Origin of the sequence: Planktothrix sp. FACHB-1365, assembly GCF_014697575.1 — a bacterium.
Classification (GTDB): domain Bacteria; phylum Cyanobacteriota; class Cyanobacteriia; order Cyanobacteriales; family Microcoleaceae; genus Planktothrix.
The window spans coordinates 33,477-52,317 of record NZ_JACJSC010000020.1; the positions used below are offsets into that span (position 1 = coordinate 33,477).

Below are 18,841 nucleotides of genomic sequence, written 5' to 3' on the forward strand. Positions count from 1 at the left end.
CATTTTAGCGATCGCATTCGTCAAACAGGAATCCCATGGACAAAAACACCTTAGTTCTTCTTACATGAGAAGTTATGTGATAATTTATATCTAAATCCTCAAGAAAGTTAAAAATTTCTAGCTCTAGGGCAAAAATTCCGAGTCCAATAACTGATCAGATGTAAAAAGACATTCTTCAGGAAATATTGTAGCCGGAAGATCGGTTGTTTTAATCACTTGCTTTCTCGCTTTAGGATAAATTTCTTGTATCTCCTGCAAAAAATAATTATACAGGGTTTTGGACTTTAATAATAATTCTAGTTCAAACCGAAAATTATCAATTTCCGTTTGCCAACCTTTACCACAACGCTCTCGTTCTGATTCCCAATATTGGTAAAGTAATAAATGAATTAGTAATTGTCTCAAATAACTAGAAACCTTACGTTTTTGTTCATTCCCCAAAGCCAATACTTCCTCCATTAAATGTATTAAATCCAGTCCATTTATATCTTTTTTTTCTAACTTTTGATAAGTGTCTTGTAACCAGAGATAATAATCCTGTTCATAAAGACTAGAATTCTCAATATTATTCATTAAAACACCTCAAATTTTATTATTAGCTACCTATACTTGACCCCCACGCCATTTAAAAATAATCGTCTCCTCAGCTTGCTTAAATTCTATATCAAACAAATCAAACACCACCTCCCTACCTAGAAGAATCTCCTCACAAAAATCCGTTTGTGCCCAAGCGACAGGCGCGGTAAAAATATGACCATCCAATTGTATTTCTACCTGTCGTAATAGATACTCAATACTGCCACCAACTCCTTCTGCTTTATTATTAATTTCTCCTTCCGCCTTAGCACAACCTAAATCCCTCCCTAATTTCTTGGTGATTAAACTGAGTTCAGCGCCAGAATCAACAAGTATTTTCACTTTCACTGCGTTCTGAGACTTCATTATTAACTCATACTTAGGTTGCCAATCGTGAGCTTTTAATGTTCTCATTCTCACAGGATAAAAGCGGATAGGTTCTACAAACTCGCTTTCAAATATACGCTCAATTACATAATCTAGGCTTGATAAGCTTGGAGCGATGCCACTCTTCATTTTGTCATAATCTCGATCATGACTAATCACGCCTTTATTCGTATAAGCGATCCACTGACCCCGATATATTTTTAATTTGGGGCGATTGGCTTTATACCAATCATTAGTTGTGGCATATTCTGGTTCCATTATTAATGCTCTCCCTTGAATAATATCCAGAAAAAATTGAATACTTGAAGATGATAAGCTAAGATTAGCATATAATTAGGTTGATGGCATAGTCGCGTTGTCCCAAAGCCAGAATCCGATTCAGTCTATAGCAGTCAACACAATTTGGCTTTGATCTTGCCCTACAATTAGGTAAAATTACAAGACCAGTTTTGACGAATAACTAAGGATTTAGCACCCAGACATGAAAAAACTAAAAGCAATTAACTGTATATGGGATTTTACGGGATCAGAGTCTTGTTAAGATGGCAGAAGTTATTGTTAAATTAGGATCAGACTCATCTATTAGGGAGCTTCCCCTACCTCAACAGGATGCTGACTCAGGACTAGAGGGTATACAGTTGAAGTTACAACGGATTCAAGCGGATTTAGAGCGTTCTACGGTGTTTGTGCAGTCTGTAAAGACAGATTTGCAAAGCCGTGAACAACGGAAATCCTAGAACCCGGGAACTCTTGTACAGATTGATCGTCCTCTTGCCAATCGTGCCTATCGATTTCAAAGTTGAAATTGTGATAAGATGCCCTATGTTGACCCAACCCCAAACTAACAACCCTTATTCTTTGAGAGTGTGGAATTTATGACGGTGACAGCCTTTCAGCAAGCCAATCAACTGTTAAGAGAAGGAAAATTAGAAGAAGCGATGGTCGCTTATCGACAAGCGATCAAGCAGAATCCACAATTTTATGGTGCTTATCAGAATTTAGGGGAAACTTTGGGGAAGTTGGGGCGGTGGGAAGAAGCAGTTGAAGCCTATAGGCAAGCAGTGGAGTTAAAACCGGATGCAGCTTGGTCAAGTTGGGGGCTAAGTCAAGCGTTACAACAGGTAGGACGACTTGAGGAGGCTCAAAAGCTGGGTGATCTAGCCATTGAGATTGATCCGAAGAGTCATCATCAGGGGCGATTGGTGATGGCATCGGATGCGGGGGATGAAGCTCTTAAGGCTCGTCAGAAAGCTTTAGATTTAAAGAGCAAGTCTGCTAGCTTTTCAGCATCTAAATATGGCTACGCTAATCCTTATGAAACCTGGATAGCCGAAAATGAACCTAATGCAGAAGAATTGGCTTGCCAAATTCAAAAATCGAAAAAATTGGCTTATAGACCTTTGATGAGCATTATTACTCCTGTATATAATACTCCAACCGACATTCTTAAAAAAACAATTGATTCTGTTATCAAGCAGACTTATGATAATTGGCAGTTATGCCTGGTAGACGGTAATTCAACTACAACTGGAACTAAAGAAGTATTACAAGAATGGAATGTTAAAGAGCCACGAATTAAAGTTAAATTTCTTGGTGAAAACTTTGGTATTTCGGGAAATTCTAATAAGGCTCTCGAACTTGCTCAAGGAGAGTTTGTTGCTTTGCTTGACCACGACGATGAGTTAACTCCTTTTGCTTTATTTGAGGTTATAAAATTTTTGAACGATCATCCTGATTGTGATGTAATTTATAGCGACGAGGACAAAATAGATTTAGAAGGCAATCGTTCTGATCCATTTTTTAAACCTGATTGGAGTCCAGAGCTTCTTCGTTCTTTCATGTATACTGGACATTTAACTGTTTACCGTCATCGGTTAGTCAAAGAGGTTGGTGGCTTTCGCTCTGAATTTGACTTTTCTCAAGATTACGATTTGGCTTGGCGTATTACTGAAATTTCTAAACAGATTGCTCATATACCTAAAGTTCTATATCACTGGAGAATTATAAAGGGTTCTGCTGCTGCAGGCGACAAAAAATTTGCAAGGCAAAGCAATTTAGCAGCTTTAGGTTCAGCAATGAAGCGTCAAGGATATAAAGCTGAAATTTTGAAATACCCAACAGCAAATAGAGCAAAAATAAAACTAAATGAAGTCCCTCTAGTTTCTTTAATTATTCCTACCGACAATCAGCAGGTTTTATTTGATTGTCTTAACAGTTTACTAAATAAAACTCGCTATTCTCAACTAGAAATTTTAGTTGTTACTAACTCCAATTTGTCTGAAAAAGTCAAAGAACAATACAATGGCTTTTCTTTCATTAAGACGGTAATATTTGATGAAACTTTCAATTTTTCTGCTAAGTGTAATCAAGGTGCAGAGAAAGCATTGGGAGAATATTTACTGTTTTTTAACGACGATGTAAGACCCATTGATGAGGATTGGGTCGAATCCATGTTGGAAATGATACAGTATGAGGGGGTTGGCGACGTCTCCCCTAAACTTATATATGAAAATGGTTTAGTACAGTATGCTGGTATGGTTACGGGAGTACGAGGCTTTGTCGGTACGGCTTTTCACCAGCAGCCTCATAATTCGACTTGGTACTTTAACTTTGTTCAATCAACTAGAACTGTATCAGTTTTATCGGGGGCTTGTTGCTTAGTTAGAAAAAGTGTTTTCCTAAAAATAGGAGGTTGGGATGAAGAAAATACTCCAATAATGGGGTCGGATCTTGATTTTTCTTTTAAAATCCGAGAGCTAGGTTTACGCTTAGTTTATACTCCGTTTGCTGAATTGAACCATATCGGTCATTTATCTATAGGCGCTGCAAAGAAGCAAAAGAAAAAATTATTGACTTCAGATAAGTCCGATCTATTTTTGCTGAAGCGGTGGGGGAAATACCTGAGTTATGATCCTTACTATACTGATAATATGCGCTTTTTTCTGTACTATGATTCTCCGACTAAATACAAAATGTATGCAACTAACAACACCTTAGTTCATAAATCGTCTCGGGATATTTTATTAGTAAGTCATGACATGACTTGGAGTGGTGCGTCTTTGATGTTACATACTTTGGCTGGGTGTCTTCAAAAAAGTGGGTACTTTGTAACGGTTATAGCGCCAGAAACAGGAGCCTTAGTTCAAGAATACCAAAGGCTTAATATTCCTGTAGTTATCGACCCTCTGGTTACGGATTCTCCTCATAAATTAGAAAGTTTATTAAAAAATTACGATTTAGTTGTAGCTAATACTATTGTTACTTACTCTGCTGCTATAGCGAGTAAAAAAATGGGCAAATTAGTTATTTGGTTAATACATGAAGGCTTTTTCGGTCAGGAACTTGCAGGGTCTAATTGGAATGTTCAGCGTGCTTTTATAGAGGCGGATGCAATTGTGTTTCCTTCAAAACAAGCAGAAAGTAGATATGAGAAATTTACAAAAAGAGATAATTTTACCGTAATACATTATGGAATTCAGTTAAGACAAATTAACCACACGACTACCAAGAGGTCTTTTCCTGGGACTTCTCCTCCTCAAAAAATTCGTGTAATTCAGGTTGGTAGTATTGAACCGCGTAAAGGACAAGACACTACGGTTAAAGCTATTCAGGTTTTGCCTAAGACTCTTCAAAACGTCTTTGAGTTTTACTTCGTGGGGCGCACTCTAGATAAACCCTATTGCGACGAGTTGTTAAAACTTACTGCCGATTTGGAAAATGTTCATTGGATCGGTGAAGTCTCTCCGAGTGAAGCTTTGAGGTACATTTCAGAATCTGATGTAGTTGTCTGTTCGTCACGGGATGAAACTGGTCCGATTTTTGTTTTAGAAGGAATGTATTTCCAGAAGTCTATTATTTCAACTTTTGTAGGAGTGGTTCCAGAAGTTATAGAGCATAGGGTTAATGGGTTGCTATTTGACATAGAAGACGATCGAGGTCTGGCAAATAATATGGTTTACCTTTACCAAAATCCTTCTCTGTTTTCAAAGTTTGGCGAGTTAGGATTCGCAAAATTTGAGGAGTTATTCACCGTAGAAAAGTATGGGAGCAGCTTTACCAGCTTAATTGAAAGATTAAGTAAGGATAGCTCAAGTAATTCGCCTGACTCTGAAAAATATACAGAAGTTCAGCGCTTAACAGAAGCCTATGGTTTTCTCCATGAAGAGCTAGAAAAAGCCCAGGTTTTTATTGAGCATCGAGATCGAGAAATTAAGCAACTCAAAGAAAATTATGATATCTTACATGAAGATAGGAAAAAGGCACAAATTATTATGGAGTATCAAGCCCGAGAAATTAAACACTTAAAAGAGGAATATGAAAAGCTAGTTGAAATGAATAAGGGTTTGGTAGCAGGACATAACTAATAGCGAAAAGTTAAGTGCTTCGATAGCCAATAAAATAGCCTTGCTTATGGTTTGCGATTTTACTTGATCTTAAAAAATGTCAGTTTATTGTAGGGTTTATCAGATATGAATTTACGCTTGTATGAGACTCGTCGCGGATTAATGTTTGAAAAGTCAAGTCAATATTCAGATAATGGGCAAAATATGGCGATCGCTGAGAGGGATAAACAGATTGAACAGCAAGCAAAAGAAATCGATCGCTTAAAATCTTCTTTTAACAATCTTCTCGAAGATCGGAAAAAGGCGCAGCAGATTATGGAATACCAAGCGCAAAAAATTACAGAATTAACGAAGCTCCAGGTACAAATAACCGATGATTGGACTGAAGCAGACATGGCTCCACATCGGGAAAGGTTGGCTGAAAAATATTTGAGAGGTTCGGGGATTGAAATCGGTGCCCTTCACAAACCAACAAAGGTTTCTTCAAGTACCCAAGTAAAATACGTCGATTACAAAACAAAAGAACAAAACTTGGTGCAATATCCCGAGCTTAAAAACGAAAACATTGTTGAGACAGATGTAGTAGATGAAGCATTCGTGTTGTCTAAGGTGGAGCCTGAATCCCAAGATTTTCTTATTGCTAATCACGTTCTCGAACATTCCCCTAATCCCATAGGGACTTTAAATAGGTGGCTTTCCAAAGTGCGCCCAAATGGATGCTTGTTGCTGTCAGTGCCAATTGCCGATCGCTGTTTTGACAAAGGAAGACCTATTACTTCCCTTGAGCATATGCTAGAAGACTATAAATTGTTTTCTGAATCCCTCGTAGATGACATTATCAAGGTAACTTGCGATCATTTGAGGGAATTCCTGGAAATTAGCGGTTTAAACATCCGCAAGCAAGCAGGATTGCCTCCAGCAACACCAGAGGAGGAGAAAGAGTTTTTGGAGCGAATTATGCTCAATTTTACAAAAGAATTGCCCAGTAACGCTAAGTCTGAGCAAATAATTGAAGCTCATGTTAAGTGGGTTAATTTAAAGTATGACGTACACTATCAGACTTTTTCACCAACATCTTTTTTGAATTTTTGCAAGTATTTTACGGAAGAAAAAAAATGCGTTGTCGAAGAAATTGTAAAGAGTGGAGGTGGTGAAGCGATCGCTGTTTTGAAAAAAACGCTTAAATAGATCTGAGTAGCGCAGATATTCGGTAAATTGCATCAACTAATCCAGACACATAACGTTTTCCCAAAAGATTATATTCTGGTTTGCATTTTAGAATTAAGCATAAGGAGTTAAAGAATGTAATTGAGTGAATACTTGTAAAAACAATGGGGTCAGTACAAAGATCATATTTTTTGTAAAATTCGTTCAATAAATCTGATTGTTTTGTATCAATTCCCCAGTGTTCATAATTAATTATATCAACAAGACATTTTAAAAAACTAATAGAGGAAAAAGGATAAAATAGCCCTCCTTGATATTCTTTCCAATATGATGTATGTAAATCTTCAATTATATATATTCCACCATCTTCTAAAAGAGGAAAATATCTGGCAAAAGATTTTATAATATCTGAAGAATAATGAGAGCCATCATCAATAATTATATCAAAACTTTTAGATAATTCAATCACATTACTTTTAACTTCATCAGAGTTTGCATCACCTACAAGTACATGAATCCTTGAATCTTTATAGGTCAACCTGGCACAGTTAGGGTTGATGTCGCAGCCTACGATTAATTTGGCATTAGAAAAATATTTTGACCATATTTCCAGAGAACCACCATTTTGAACACCTATTTCTAGTAATCTGACATTCATATTTCTGTAACTTTTTAGAATTTGATCATATACAAATAAATATGAAGACCATTTATCAGATACTTTTCCGGTATGTTGTGAATATAATTCTTCAAGCGTCTTACTTTTGAGAGCGTTTTGAGCCAATACTTGACCCAATCTGTTATGTAATTTATCACAGTTTGGTTTAATCTCAATAGCCTTTTGTAAATATTCAACAGCAGTTTCTAAATCTCCCTGTTGAGTCAAAGCCTCACCCAAACTATACAATAACCAAGCTGAATTGGGATTAACTTTTAAACTTTCGGAATAACAAGCAACAGCTTCATCTAAATTCCCCTGTTGAACCAAAGCAGTACCCAAATTATTATAAGCCCAAGCAAAATTGGGGTTAATTTCAATTACCTGATGATAAAGACCGATCGCTTCATCCAACTTCCCCATCCGCTTCAACTGATTCGCCTGCTTCAGTAACCGACCTGCACTCATAACTTCATTACCCATAAAAATCCAACAATAAATCTACTTAAACAAATTATCATATCCCTGTTCACCAATCAAGTGATAAAACTCAAAACGACTACATTCCAAAATACCAGAACCAATTCCTAATGAGATTTTCATTGCCTTATTTGCTAATGAATTATTGTTATTTAATTGTAAATTATAATAGAGGTTTATTAACCAATTTGAGAGATTTGTTTGGTTGTTAAATTCAGTTCGGGGAAATTAAGCGATCGCATCCCCACCCCACGATTATCTTTAATAATTAAATTAATCCTAACCAAGCTCGCAAGGACTGCTCTAGCCTCTCTCCATCTGCATCAGATAGCTTACCGATAGACTTAATAATCAAACTCTCATGGGCTGTATATAAACCCCGCTTTACCACTGTAGCTACATTGAGCCCAGCCGCAGACCAATCAGAAAGCAAAAACTCCCCATCCAGTAAAGATGCAGTTCTGCTCGTTAGGGGTACGATCAAAATATCTTGAGAGGGGTGTGGCGTACTCACCACAACCGCAGGTCTGACCTTTGAACTTGACAAGTCTGAAAACGGATAGCGAACTAAAATGATCTCATTTTTTGAGTAATTCGGCATAAATATCATCCTCAGCGTTGTCCCAAACTGCATTTAATGAAACCTGACTTGCTTGCAGCCAAAACTCAGCTTCATCATTAGCAATCAAAGTCACCAATACCTGTGTTCCTTCTACTAACTCTGCTGAATCAAGCAATTCAATTTTTCCTTGTCTAACAGTACCCCAAAATGTTCTCAGCATATTTACGACTCAACAACTTGTTGTTAATTAATTATAGATTATAATAGGGGTTTATTTCCCGATTTGAGAGATTTTTTCGGTTATTAAATTCAGTTCTAAGAAAGTTAGCGATCGCACGCCAGGTAATTAAAAGGCGATTGAAATCTTCAACCCGCGTCGGCGGGTTTTGTTTGTGTAGACGCGGTTTCAACTGCCTTTGTTTAAAGCTATATTTAGGAAATTATTCCCAATCTTGGCTAGTATCGCAAATAAAACTATCTGCGATCACTTCCTCAAACTTGTATGGACATTGGGTTGGAAAAGTTCTCAAGGGCAAATTTGTGTCTCGGAGTGCTAGATCAACTCCTGCCTCAAAGCCATCTTCTAAAGCATCAACAATGGGAGACTTTAAGCTAGGATTACGATGAAAATGGCGATTAACTGCGCGGCGTTGTTCCCTGATGGTCAGAAACCAACTGCGAGAACGGTTTTCGGGTTGATATTCCCATTTGAGGAGATGAGCTAACAAGACACTGAGACGGCTGACCAATTCTCGATACTCCTGTCTCCCCAAAGCTTGTATTTCCTCCTGTAAGTTTTGCCAGTCCAATTCTGATATTTGTTTCTCTGCTAATACTTTTACTTGCCACTGTGTCCAGCCATAAAAATCTTGTTCATATTGTGAAACTGTTTCAGAATTCATAACATCGCTCCTTTAATTTAGTCATTCAATTAATCCTAACCAAGCTTGCAAAGACTGCTCTAAACGTTCTGCATCTTCATCAGATAGCTTGCCAATCGCCTGAATAATTAAGCTTTCATGAACTGTATATAAACCCCGCTTCACCACTGTAGGTACATTTAATCCTGCTGCCGACCAATCAGAAAGCAAAAACTCCCCATCAAGCAAGGATTCTGTTTTGCTTGTTAGAGGGACAATCAAAATATCTTGAGATGGATGTGGGGCATTGACCACAACTGCTGGTCTGACCTTTGAATTAGACAAATCTGAAAACGGATAGCGAACCAGAATGACATCATTTTTTGAGCAACTCGGCATAAACATCATCCTCAGCGTTATCCCAAACTGCATTTAACGAAATCTTACTTGCTTGAAGCCAAAATTCAGATTCATCATCAGGAATCAGAGTTATTAGCACTTGCGTTCCTTCCACTAACTCTGATGGCTCTAGCAATTCGATTTTCCCTTGTTTAACTGTACCCCAAAACGTTTTTAACATACTTACCTCTTATAAATCATACCCCACGATAACATCTACGCGAACGCAAAATATCTTGACCTCTAAATAACAGGATAAAAGCAGTTATTAGCGGGTTCTGTTGGTTCTATTCGACTCCCTGATACAATAAAACCCGTTCATCTTTCAACTCCAACCACCCCTCCATGAAACTCGACTTCTCCAACCTCTGCCAACAACACAGCATAGCCCCACGCGGGATTATTTTTATTGGTGCTTCCGATGGTAAAACCCTTAAACGGCTTAACCTTCCCGACACGGTTAAAACCCTCATCATTGATGCCAACCCCAGCACTGTTGAACGCCTACAAACCAACTTTGCTGAGAGTCCTAATGTTCAAGTCGTCCAAGCTGCTATTGCCAACCATAATGACACCGTTACCCTCCATCTAACTTCCCTTGAGTCTAGCAGTTCCATCCTACTGTGGAAACGGTACAGCGAAATTTACCCAAATATCAAAGAAACTCAACAACTCACCCTCCCCTCCCGTACTTTGGATAGTCTTCTCGAAGAACTCCATCTGTCTCCCATTGACTTTAATATCCTGATTCTTGATATCCAAGGCGCTGAACTTTTGGCCTTAGAAGGTGCTAACCAACTTCTCAATACCCTGGATGCTGTTTATACCACTGTTCATTATCAGGAACTATTTGAAGGAGGTGCATTAGTAGAACAAGTTGATCAGTTCCTTGCTGATTATCAATTTCAACGGGTAGCAGAAGTCAGTCCCTACCATCCCGCTTGGGGAGAAGCCTTCTATGTCCGTCAAACCCTTGAAACTGAGGACGTAGTTAATCCGGTTAAACCTTTATCCCAAACCTCCCAACTTCTTCAGGAAACCCAAGAACAGCTAGAAACTTTACAGTCCCAGTACCAAGAGGTTTTGGTCACGTTGGAGCAGACTCAAGTTCAACTACAACAGAGTACAGAAAATTTAACTGAGTTACAATCCCAACGGGATCAAATGTTAGTCGAGTTAGAACAGTCTCAAACCGACCTGAAACAAACTCAAACTCAACTCCAACAATCTCAAACCGACCTCAAACAATCTCAATCTCAACAGGAACAATCTCAAACTGAACTCAAACAATCTCAGTCTCAACTCGAACAATCTCAGTCTCAACTCGAACAATCTCAGTCTCAACTCAAACAATCTCAGTCTCAACTCAAACAATCTCAGTCTCAACTCGAACAATTACAAACGGAACTCGAACAATTACAAACGGAACTCGAACAATTACAAACGGAACTCCAACAATCTCAAACTGACCTCAAACAATCTCAAACTCAACTCGAACAATTACAAACGGAACTCCAACAATCTCAAACTCAACTCCAACAATCTCAAACTCAACTCCAACAATCTCAAACTCAACTCGAACAATTACAAACGGAACTCCAACAATCTCAAACGGAACTTAAACAATCTCAAACTCAACTCGAACAATTACAAACTGACCTCAAACAATCTCAGTCTCAACACCAACAATTACAAACTCAACTCGAACAATCTCAAACGGAACTGCAACAATCTCAAACTCAACTCGAACAAACCCGAAAAGAATCTGATCAGTCCCGTTCTGAACTGCATGAAGTTCGAGAAGAATTAGAGTTAACTCAATTTCAACTCGATGAAGTTCAGGTTGAGTTAGAACAATATGTTGCTCAGTGCCATCAACAGAAAGAAGAACTCACTAAACTGCAAACTGAACTCGAACAAACTAAAACACTCTTAACTCAAGCTCAACAAAAACCAGAACTAACTGTTACTAAAAAATCAAAATCCGATAATGCAGCGATGGTTAAATTATTGGCAAAAGTTCTCGCAGAAACCCTTGAAGATTAATCAGGAGCAATTGTGACAGCTACCCCTTTATCAATTTATCCTAATATTCAACCCACGTTAACAATCACGATTTTTGCAGTTCCTAAACCGTTTCGAGGTCAGATTCGGATAATTCAACGGAATGCTATTCAAAGTTGGTTACAATTGCAACCGCAACCAGAGATTATCTTATTGGGAACTGATCAGGGAACTGAAGAAACGGCGATAGAGTTCGGTTTACGTTATATTCCTGACATCAACGTTAATGCTCAAGGAACGCCTCTATTAAATAGTATTTTTTTCCAAGCTTCCCAACAAGCAACTTACCCGATTTTGACTTATGTTAATTCGGATATTATTTTAACGAGGGATTTCATACCAACAGTTCAACAAGTTGTCAGCCAATACCCGCAATTTTTAATATTAGGAAGACGTTGGAATTTGGATATTACTGATTCCATCGATTATAATAATCCTAATTGGGAACAAAATTTACGCGATCGCCTTCATCAAGCTGGAACTTTCAGTGGTGTTGGTGCTTTAGATTATTTCGTTTTCCCTAAACCTTTATTTTCCCAACTTCCAGAATTTGCCATTGGACGAGCAGGTTGGGATAACTGGATGGTGGGGGAAGGACTCAAACAGAATATTCCGGTGATTAATGCCAGCCAGATAATTACTGCAATTCATCAAAATCATGACTATCATCATCTACCTGGACATCGTTTAGAAGCGTTTCAAGGAACCGAAGCGCAACAAAATCAAGTTTTTCTTCAAAATCATTTTGCGGGAAATAGTGCAGATGCAACAATTTATCTCACCCCTCTATCTGCTAACCCCACCCCGAAGGTTAGTGTCATTATTCCCACCACCTGTGTAGAGACGCGCCATGGCACGTCTCTACCTGCCACCATTGATAGTGTTTACCAACAAACTTTTACAGACTTTGAAATTATTGTTGTTGATGATAATAATTCTATAGGGGAAATGCGATCGCTATTAACAAGAGAATATCCCTTAATTCGCTATATCCATCAACCTTCTTCAGGAATTGTAGCCGCTTATAATCAGGGTTTGGAAGTTGCGGAAGGGGAATTTATCACATTTTTGCATCCTCCAGAAGTGTTTTTACCCAACAAACTCGCTCAACAAGTGGCTTGCTTTGAACAGAAAGCAGGGTCTTTAGAAATGGTTTTCAGTTCTTGGAAAACCCCGTCTAGTTTTTGGAATCACAACATCAACCTCCTTGCCTTTGGGTCGGTATTACAAGGACGAGAAGGCTTGCACGGCGTTCATGGCTGGATGTTACCGACGCTGTGGCAGTTTATCCGCACTAGCACGATTTTATTTCGGCGCAGTTGGGTACAGCGTTATGGTGGCTTTAATCCCCAACTGTCTGAACAAGCTGCTACCCTTGATTTATTGCTGAATTTATCCTCACGGGGGGCTGCGGCGGTTTGTTTGGAACAACCGACAATTTGCAGTTTGGAACCTAAACCGTTAACGGTTGAAAGGATTCATCAAATGGCAGCCGAGTCAGAACAACTGCTACAAAGCTATTTTTCCCGTACCACTGTTAAACCTTGGATGCGTCCTCTGGAGTCTCTAGCTTATACTCAAACCTTCCAATGGTTAGCCAGTTTAATTTCTGATGAACCCCAAAAGGCAAAATTTATTCATAATTATCACCGCTATTTTCAGCAGACCCAACCTTTCAGGGTTAACGCATAAAATTATGTTTTTGTCAAGTCTCGAATTTTGTCTTAATCTTCCGTTACAAAAACTCGTGCATCGGGAATTGAGAATCGAGCCAGAATATTGTAAATTTTGCTTAATCTTGAACGAAGTTATAGCCTTCTAGCCGTCATTTTTACAAATAGACAGACTAACCCCTTGGGTAGTGTTTTTTCAAGCTTACCACAACCCCCATGATTTCGTCAACTATTTGAAAATTATTTTCAATAAAAAATCCGGTTGGAGTCTCTTAATTTTAAAATTTAAAAGGATCAGGAATTAATTATAATATATTCTTATCAATAATCCCTAGGAATAGGAAGAAGAAAAAAATTGTCCCAGAGTCCCCCTTCAATGATGACTGGTACAGACGCGCCATGGCGCGTCTGTACACTGATAACTGATTAATGCTTCTCCCAAATTCCGATAAAACCATAAATGAATCGGTTCTCCTTGTTGTTCTATTCCTTTTTGATAACAATCAATCGCTTCTTTCAAATAGCCTTGACGATGTAATTGTTGTCCCAACTCCTGATAAATCTCAGGATTATTGGGACTATTTTGTAACATCTCTCCATATCGGGAGAGGGGATCTAAATTAACGTTGTTTTTTTTTGAAATTACACGGCTAATCCCTTCATAAGCGAGATCAAAATCCGGTCTGAGGTTAATGGCTTTTTGGAAATAAACAAGGGCATCTTGATAATTTCCTTTTTGTTCTAAGGCTTCTGCCCAGTGTAAATGAATATCGGGTGATTGGTCATAAATCTCACAAGCGCGACGATAACAACTAATCGCTTCATCCCACTTTTGAAACATAGCAAAGGTATGACCTAAAAGATGATAAGCAATGGGAGATCCAGGGTTAAGAACACAAGCGCGACGTAAAGCAACTAACGCATTTTCAATGTTGCCTTGTTGTCGGAGAGATTGTCCTAAATTTTGATAAGATTCAAAGGAATCAGGAATAAACTCTTGATTCCGACGATATTGAGCGATCGCTTCTTCAAATTGGCGTTGTTTGCCTAAAAGTTGTTGTAACCCAAACTCAATGTTGCTCTGATTTTCTGGATTCAGTTCTAAGGCTTGACGATAGGCAGAAATCCCTTCTTCCCATTGATAAAATTGGGCTAAAGCTTGTGCTAATTGCTCATATAATTCGGCTGAGGCAGTTCCTAAATCACAAGCTTGACGATAAACGGTAATCGCTTCTTCTAAATGATGAACTTGAACCAGTGCTTGAGCTAAACTTTGTTGATTTTGAATAGAATCAGGATTCAGTTCAACACAACGACGATAAATTGTTACGGCTTCTTGCCATTGATTTTGTGCAGCTAACGCTTTTCCTAACTGTTGATAAGCGTCTGCAAAATTAGGATTCAATTCACAAGCGCGATGCAAAACAACTGTTGCTTCTTCCCATTCTTGCTGTTGAACTAATGCCGAGCCTAAATCATAATGAGCTTCCGCCGAGTTAGAATTAACGTGACAACGGCGACGACAAAGATTAATGAGTTCTTGCCATTGTTCTTGACTGTTTAAAATATCTTGCAATCGCTGATAAGCTTCGGTTAAATTCGGATTCAGTTGACAAGCACGACGATAGTTACTCACGGCTTCATCGGCTTGATCTAGTTGTTCTTGAATCACACCTAAACCCAAATAACACTCCGGCCAATAAGGATTAATTTGTAACGCTTGATGATAGGCAGAAAGAGCATCTTGCCATTGATGTTGTTGAGCAAAAGCTTGTGCTAAATAATAGTGGGTTTCCCCGTTGTTGGGTTTAAGCGCTAACGCCTTCTGAAATTGAGTAACCGCTTCTGTAAAATTGCCTTGTTGGGTTAAGGCAACGCCTAAATTCGTGTAAAATTCATGAAAGCTCGGATCTTGGTCGAGGGCTTTGTGGAAACAAGTGATTGCTTCGCTATAATTACCCTGCTGAGTCAACACACTGCCTAAGCGGTCATAAAACCAAGGGGAATTGGGGTTGAGATCAATGGCTTTTTGGTAAGCTGCGATCGCCTTTTGGATATCTCCCTGTTGACTAAGGGCTTCCCCTAAATAATAGTAACTCCAAGCGGATGTCGGATTGTCCTGTATCGCTTGTTCATAGGTTTGAATTGGCTGTTCAAACTGACTTGTCCGTAACTGTTGATTGGCGGTCTCAAAATAGCTAACACTCATGCCTGTATTCTCGGTTGATTGTAAGATACAAGATTTAAGATACAATAAGAGTAGGGGGAGACTTAAGGGGAATTAAGAATTAGAGTAAAATACCTGTTTTGGATTGTACAGGAATTCATGGCATTGCATCCCTACCAGTTAGAACAAATTAGAACTCGGTTAGAGCAAGTACCATCTTGGCTCGAAGAAATTGAAACTCAGATGGCCTCTTGGCAATCCCCATCGCCCTCTAGTGAACCTGCTCGTCAGTCGATCTTATTTTACCGAGATTATGGCGGGTTCACTGGAGGACATTTAAAAGTTTGGGATTATTTTAATCATGTCCAATTTTCCAAACGCTATTCCCCCTCAATTTATTTTACGCCTCAAAGTAGTTGGACAGCTAATAATCCTTGGGCAAATTCTGATCAAAACTTTATTTTATCCCAACCGTTAGAACATCCTGATCTAATTTTTATCGAGGTCAAAATCACTCTCTTTCTTCCTAACCAAACAGAAGGTGAAGGATTTTACCTACCTGCCTTAGAAGGAATGGCAGTCGGAACACTGGTTATTTGTCCAGATTGTATTGGCAATCGTTCCTTTTGTCGTTCAGGTAGAAATTGTTTACGTCCTGAGTATGCGATAGAAAGTTTATTGAATGCGATCCAACAAGCCTTACAATATTCTCAAACTCAAATTTGGGAAATGTTAACCCATGGGAAACAAACCGCTCATGAACATAATCTCCTCAAAGAGCGTCAAGCTTTTTTAGAGATTCTCGATAATATTCATGAAATCTGGTAACGGTTAACTGTCCCTTGTCTCCCCTTAACCAATTGAAAACTTATGCCCAAGCAAAACCCAGAACAAACTGTTTTCATTATCACCGGAATGCACCGTTCAGGATCTTCCTTAACCGCATCAATTCTTCAGAGCGCAGGGGTTCATATTGGTCGTCGCTTAATGAAAAGTACCGAGTTTAATCAAAAAGGATATTTTGAAAATTTAGATTTTTTTGAATTTCATTTAGATGCCTTTCGTTCACAAGGCGTTAATATTGATGGTTGGACACTTCAAGATAACTTAGAGATAGAAGATCAATTCATTGACCGAGCTAAAGAACTCATCGAACAAAATGCTTTAAGTGCTGTCTGGGGATGGAAAGAACCTAGAACTACTCTATTTTTAGAGTTTTGGGCAAAACTGTTACCCGAAGCCAAATTTTTATTGATTTTTCGTTCTCCTTGGGAAGTGGCAGATTCCCTGTATCGGCGACAAGATGAAATCTTTCAAACTCAGCCGGAATTAGCCATCAAATATTGGCAGTATTATAATCAAAAAATCCTGAATTTTTATAATCAAGAGCAACATCGTTGTCTCCTAACCAATCTACACACAATTATTCAAAACCAAACTGCCTATATTGATACTATTAATCAAAAGTTTAACGTTGAGTTAAGTTATCCAGCACCCACTGCTTACGAGCCTTCTTTATTAAAAACTGAGATTTCTTCAAACAGTCAGAAACCGACTTTAATTGACTATTATTTTCCTGAAGCCATTGAACTATATCAGGAACTTGAAGGGAGAGCATGGCATCCTGAACAAACACCAGACTTTTCTTGGCAAGACTTATTAAAACCATCTCTGTATCGCTCTTGGGCCTTTCAAGATTGGGCGAATGGGCGTCGATTAGAACAGGAAAATAAATCCTTAAAAGCTCAATTGCAAGACCAACAAGCTGAAGTCCAAGAAGCTCAATTAATTAAAACTGAGTTAGAGCAAACAAAAACTCAATTAAAAACGGCAGAAAATTTATTAGATCAATCTCAATTTCAATTACATGAAACCGAAACGGTTTTAGAAAAATCTCAAGCTCAACTAACAGAAACCGAAACAGCTTTAGAAAAATCTCAAGCTCAACTAACAGAAACCGAAACGGTTTTAGAAAAATCTCAAGCTCAACTAACAGAAACCGAAACGGTTTTAGAAAAATCTCAAACCCAGTTACAACGAACCGAGTCTGTTTTACAACAATCTCATACTCAACTCAACCAAACTCGGACTGAATTAGAAACCGCTAAAACTCAACTGAGTCAAGCTCAATTTGATGTAATGCGGTATCAATCCCAATTACATCAAACTCAGGAAGAATTAGAATATTATGAACTAAACTGGCCTCAAGTTCAGGACGATTTAACACGGTATAAAACTCAACTTGGGGAATCGGAAGCTAAAATTTATGAAGCTGAAGCTTTATTGAGTCAATTAATGATGCAGTTACAACAAACCCAAAAGCGAGAAGAACGCTTTCAAATTCAACTGCATCAAACCGTAAAAGAACTAGAAGAAAAAACAACTCAACTGCACCAAGAACAAGCAGCTTTGCAACAAGCAACTAATCAAGTTAAACAACTAAAACGGGATTTAAAACGCTCAAATTCCCAACTGTATCAAGTGCAAGGAGAGTTAGATTTATACCATTCTCAATTAGAACAATCGGTATCTCAATTAGAAATAGTGCAAACGGAATTGACTCAAACTCAGTCACAATTCCAAGAAGTGCAACAGGAGTTAGAACAACAGAAGACTTATATTCAGGAACTTGAAACATCTGTTGAGCAGCTTGAACAAGCCCAAGCCCAACTCACCCAAACTCAGTCACAATTCCAAGAAGTGCAACAAGAGTTAGAACAACAGAAGACTTATATTCAGGAACTTGAAACATCTGTTGAACAGCTTGAACAAGCCCAAGCCCAACTCACCCAAACTCAGTCACAATTCCAAGAAGTGCAACAGGAGTTAGAACAACAGAAGACTTATATTCAGGAACTTGAAACATCTGTTGAACAGCTTGAACAAGCCCAAGCCCAACTCACCCAAACTCAATCACAATACCAGCAAACCAAACGAGACTTAAAACAAAAACAAGCTCAAATTCATCAACTACAAACTGAATTGAAGCGATCGCAAGCTCAACTGCACGAACTCCAAGTTGAATTAGCTCAATCCCAAGCTCAATTAGAACAAATGCAGGAACGGCAACGCTTAGAGCAAACAATGGCTGAAGATCCCAAACCAGAAAGCGAAATCAACTACAACCTATTAATTTGGGATGCTTGGAATGCTTACCGAAATGGTAAATTACCTTTAATGAAACAGCATCTTCAGCAAGCGTTGAAATTAACTAAAACCTCTCCAAGTGAAACAATTTTGACTTGGTTAGAAACCTTTTCTAAATTATCCTTAGCCCAAGGCTTTGAACTAGATTCCCATGGTTTAACCCATTCTGAGGAATGGCAACAGTTAATGCGCCAAATGATGGTCAAAAAACCAATGCCATTACCTTTAATTAAACCTTATCTATCCACTCCAGAACAGCCTGAATCTGAACCAATAGCTCTGAGTGGGGCAGAAAATCCTAACTTAAATTAAGCTAAGACTCCTCGCGTAGAGACGTTTCATGAAACGTCTCTACCCA

16 protein-coding genes are annotated in these 18,841 nt (G+C 38.5%); 7 read left to right on the forward strand and 9 right to left on the reverse strand.

All coding sequences use genetic code 11. The features are described 5' to 3' along the window. Positions 1-123 precede the first annotated feature (123 nt). Together H6G57_RS19175 and H6G57_RS19180 are read right to left on the reverse strand one after the other, a co-directional pair. Positions 124-573 (reverse strand): DUF29 domain-containing protein, encoded by a 450-nt coding sequence (locus H6G57_RS19175; protein ID WP_190521385.1) that lies wholly within the window; start codon positions 571-573, stop codon positions 124-126. A gap of 30 nt (positions 574-603) precedes the next feature. Then, positions 604-1,221 carry a retropepsin-like aspartic protease gene (locus H6G57_RS19180; RefSeq protein ID WP_190521386.1) on the reverse strand — a complete coding sequence of 206 codons (618 nt, stop codon included), beginning with the start codon at positions 1,219-1,221 and terminating at the stop codon, positions 604-606. 284 nt (positions 1,222-1,505) lie between these two features. Between H6G57_RS19180 and H6G57_RS19185 the strand changes: the two genes are divergently transcribed. The 3 genes from H6G57_RS19185 (at position 1,506) to H6G57_RS19195 (ending at position 6,494) form a co-directional block, all read left to right on the forward strand. Further along, complete coding sequence (locus H6G57_RS19185; RefSeq protein WP_190521388.1) at positions 1,506-1,700, forward strand: hypothetical protein; 195 nt, start codon at positions 1,506-1,508, stop codon at positions 1,698-1,700. A gap of 138 nt (positions 1,701-1,838) precedes the next feature. Beyond that, on the forward strand, positions 1,839-5,327 hold the full coding sequence (locus tag H6G57_RS19190; protein WP_190521390.1) for a glycosyltransferase: 3,489 nt from the start codon (positions 1,839-1,841) through the stop codon (positions 5,325-5,327). Positions 5,328-5,432: 105 nt separating this feature from the next. Continuing rightward, positions 5,433-6,494 carry a methyltransferase domain-containing protein gene (locus H6G57_RS19195; RefSeq protein ID WP_190521392.1) on the forward strand — a complete coding sequence of 354 codons (1,062 nt, stop codon included), beginning with the start codon at positions 5,433-5,435 and terminating at the stop codon, positions 6,492-6,494. Here H6G57_RS19195 and H6G57_RS19200 read toward each other — a convergent pair. The 6 genes from H6G57_RS19200 to H6G57_RS19225 all read right to left on the reverse strand — a co-directional run bounded on the left by H6G57_RS19200 (position 6,487) and on the right by H6G57_RS19225 (position 9,613). Further along, positions 6,487-7,614 (reverse strand): tetratricopeptide repeat protein, encoded by a 1,128-nt coding sequence (locus tag H6G57_RS19200; protein WP_199314373.1) that lies wholly within the window; start codon positions 7,612-7,614, stop codon positions 6,487-6,489. The two genes, H6G57_RS19195 and H6G57_RS19200, sit on opposite strands and share 8 nt — an antisense overlap. 265 nt (positions 7,615-7,879) lie before the next feature. After that, the gene (locus H6G57_RS19205; RefSeq protein ID WP_190521394.1) at positions 7,880-8,212 is read right to left on the reverse strand and encodes a type II toxin-antitoxin system PemK/MazF family toxin; all 333 of its coding nucleotides are present in this window, start codon (positions 8,210-8,212) and stop codon (positions 7,880-7,882) included. Continuing rightward, a complete protein-coding gene (locus H6G57_RS19210) occupies positions 8,190-8,393 on the reverse strand; it encodes a hypothetical protein (RefSeq protein ID WP_190521397.1) in 204 nt (67 codons plus the stop codon). The genes H6G57_RS19205 and H6G57_RS19210 overlap by 23 nt, the downstream gene beginning before the upstream one ends. A gap of 220 nt (positions 8,394-8,613) precedes the next feature. Further along, complete coding sequence (locus H6G57_RS19215; RefSeq protein ID WP_190521399.1) at positions 8,614-9,075, reverse strand: DUF29 domain-containing protein; 462 nt, start codon at positions 9,073-9,075, stop codon at positions 8,614-8,616. A 21-nt stretch (positions 9,076-9,096) separates the two neighbouring features. Beyond that, positions 9,097-9,432 (reverse strand): type II toxin-antitoxin system PemK/MazF family toxin, encoded by a 336-nt coding sequence (locus tag H6G57_RS19220; protein WP_190521401.1) that lies wholly within the window; start codon positions 9,430-9,432, stop codon positions 9,097-9,099. After that, a complete protein-coding gene (locus H6G57_RS19225) occupies positions 9,410-9,613 on the reverse strand; it encodes a hypothetical protein (RefSeq protein ID WP_072721552.1) in 204 nt (67 codons plus the stop codon). The genes H6G57_RS19220 and H6G57_RS19225 overlap by 23 nt, the downstream gene beginning before the upstream one ends. Before the next feature lie 164 nt (positions 9,614-9,777). On the opposite strand from H6G57_RS19225, the gene H6G57_RS19230 reads away from it, so the two are divergent. Together H6G57_RS19230 and H6G57_RS19235 are read left to right on the forward strand one after the other, a co-directional pair. Next, positions 9,778-11,478, forward strand: a complete 1,701-nt coding sequence (locus H6G57_RS19230; RefSeq protein WP_190521403.1) for an FkbM family methyltransferase — start codon at positions 9,778-9,780, stop codon at positions 11,476-11,478. A gap of 12 nt (positions 11,479-11,490) precedes the next feature. Beyond that, positions 11,491-13,188, forward strand: a complete 1,698-nt coding sequence (locus tag H6G57_RS19235; RefSeq protein ID WP_190521404.1) for a glycosyltransferase family A protein — start codon at positions 11,491-11,493, stop codon at positions 13,186-13,188. Between the two features lie 354 nt (positions 13,189-13,542). Here the strand turns inward: H6G57_RS19235 and H6G57_RS19240 are convergent, their stop codons facing one another. Next, positions 13,543-15,378, reverse strand: coding sequence for a tetratricopeptide repeat protein (locus tag H6G57_RS19240; protein WP_190521406.1), 1,836 nt, complete (start codon positions 15,376-15,378; stop codon positions 13,543-13,545). A gap of 117 nt (positions 15,379-15,495) precedes the next feature. Between H6G57_RS19240 and H6G57_RS19245 the strand changes: the two genes are divergently transcribed. After that, positions 15,496-16,164, forward strand: coding sequence for a hypothetical protein (locus H6G57_RS19245; protein WP_190521408.1), 669 nt, complete (start codon positions 15,496-15,498; stop codon positions 16,162-16,164). 42 nt (positions 16,165-16,206) lie between these two features. Next, positions 16,207-18,795 (forward strand): sulfotransferase, encoded by a 2,589-nt coding sequence (locus H6G57_RS19250; RefSeq protein WP_190521410.1) that lies wholly within the window; start codon positions 16,207-16,209, stop codon positions 18,793-18,795. Positions 18,796-18,841: the final 46 nt, after the last annotated feature.

Excerpts from the sequence above, each read along its gene's own strand:
- H6G57_RS19190 (WP_190521390.1), top strand. The coding sequence starts at position 1,839 with ATGACGGTGACAGCCTTTCAGCAAGCCAATCAACTGTTAAGAGAAGGA.
- H6G57_RS19215 (WP_190521399.1), bottom strand. The coding sequence starts at position 9,075 with ATGAATTCTGAAACAGTTTCACAATATGAACAAGATTTTTATGGCTGG.
- H6G57_RS19250 (WP_190521410.1), top strand. The coding sequence starts at position 16,207 with ATGCCCAAGCAAAACCCAGAACAAACTGTTTTCATTATCACCGGAATG.
- H6G57_RS19195 (WP_190521392.1), top strand. The coding sequence starts at position 5,433 with ATGAATTTACGCTTGTATGAGACTCGTCGCGGATTAATGTTTGAAAAG.
- H6G57_RS19245 (WP_190521408.1), top strand. The coding sequence starts at position 15,496 with ATGGCATTGCATCCCTACCAGTTAGAACAAATTAGAACTCGGTTAGAG.
- H6G57_RS19205 (WP_190521394.1), bottom strand. The coding sequence starts at position 8,212 with ATGCCGAATTACTCAAAAAATGAGATCATTTTAGTTCGCTATCCGTTT.
- H6G57_RS19225 (WP_072721552.1), bottom strand. The coding sequence starts at position 9,613 with ATGTTAAAAACGTTTTGGGGTACAGTTAAACAAGGGAAAATCGAATTG.
- H6G57_RS19240 (WP_190521406.1), bottom strand. The coding sequence starts at position 15,378 with ATGAGTGTTAGCTATTTTGAGACCGCCAATCAACAGTTACGGACAAGT.
- H6G57_RS19220 (WP_190521401.1), bottom strand. The coding sequence starts at position 9,432 with ATGCCGAGTTGCTCAAAAAATGATGTCATTCTGGTTCGCTATCCGTTT.
- H6G57_RS19180 (WP_190521386.1), bottom strand. The coding sequence starts at position 1,221 with ATGGAACCAGAATATGCCACAACTAATGATTGGTATAAAGCCAATCGC.
- H6G57_RS19175 (WP_190521385.1), bottom strand. The coding sequence starts at position 573 with ATGAATAATATTGAGAATTCTAGTCTTTATGAACAGGATTATTATCTC.
- H6G57_RS19185 (WP_190521388.1), top strand. The coding sequence starts at position 1,506 with ATGGCAGAAGTTATTGTTAAATTAGGATCAGACTCATCTATTAGGGAG.
- H6G57_RS19200 (WP_199314373.1), bottom strand. The coding sequence starts at position 7,614 with ATGGGTAATGAAGTTATGAGTGCAGGTCGGTTACTGAAGCAGGCGAAT.
- H6G57_RS19230 (WP_190521403.1), top strand. The coding sequence starts at position 9,778 with ATGAAACTCGACTTCTCCAACCTCTGCCAACAACACAGCATAGCCCCA.
- H6G57_RS19210 (WP_190521397.1), bottom strand. The coding sequence starts at position 8,393 with ATGCTGAGAACATTTTGGGGTACTGTTAGACAAGGAAAAATTGAATTG.